This window comes from Nocardioides marinquilinus, from assembly GCF_039543705.1.
In the GTDB taxonomy this organism is placed as follows: Bacteria; Actinomycetota; Actinomycetes; order Propionibacteriales; family Nocardioidaceae; genus Nocardioides; species Nocardioides marinquilinus.
On the sequence record NZ_BAABKG010000014.1, the window covers coordinates 1 to 622 of the forward strand.

Annotated in this window: 2 protein-coding genes; both read left to right on the plus strand. The window is 55.5% G+C overall.

Translation table 11 applies throughout. The features are described from left to right. Nucleotides 1-258, plus strand: a 258-nt coding sequence (locus ABEA04_RS22950) for a phage tail protein (RefSeq protein ID WP_170993836.1), incomplete at its 5' end; no start/stop codon positions are given. Then, nucleotides 255-622: phage minor tail U family protein (locus ABEA04_RS22955; RefSeq protein ID WP_345464698.1), on the plus strand; the 368-nt coding region annotated here is incomplete at its 3' end. The genes ABEA04_RS22950 and ABEA04_RS22955, both read left to right, overlap by 4 nt.

Consider the following 622-nt stretch of genomic DNA (forward strand, 5'->3'; position numbering starts at 1 on the left):
GGTGGCGGCAGCGTGCTTGTGGTGGGTAACCGTCGTATTCCCGGCGCGTTTATTCAGCAACTGAAAAATGGCCGGTGGCATGTCATGCAGCGTGTGGCTGGGAAAAACCGTTACCCCATTGATGTGGTGAAAATCCCGATGGCGGTGCCGCTGACCACGGCGTTTAAACAAAATATTGAGCGGATACGGCGTGAACGTCTTCCGAAAGAGCTGGGCTATGCGCTGCAGCATCAACTGAGGATGGTAATAAAGCGATGAAACATACTGAACTCCGTGCAGCCGTACTGGATGCACTGGAGAAGCATGACACCGGGGCGACGTTTTTTGATGGTCGCCCCGCTGTTTTTGATGAGGCGGATTTTCCGGCAGTTGCCGTTTATCTCACCGGCGCTGAATACACGGGCGAAGAGCTGGACAGCGATACCTGGCAGGCGGAGCTGCATATCGAAGTTTTCCTGCCTGCTCAGGTGCCGGATTCAGAGCTGGATGCGTGGATGGAGTCCCGGATTTATCCGGTGATGAGCGATATCCCGGCACTGTCAGATTTGATCACCAGTATGGTGGCCAGCGGCTATGACTACCGGCGCGACGATGATGCGGGCTTGTGGAGTTCAGCCGATCT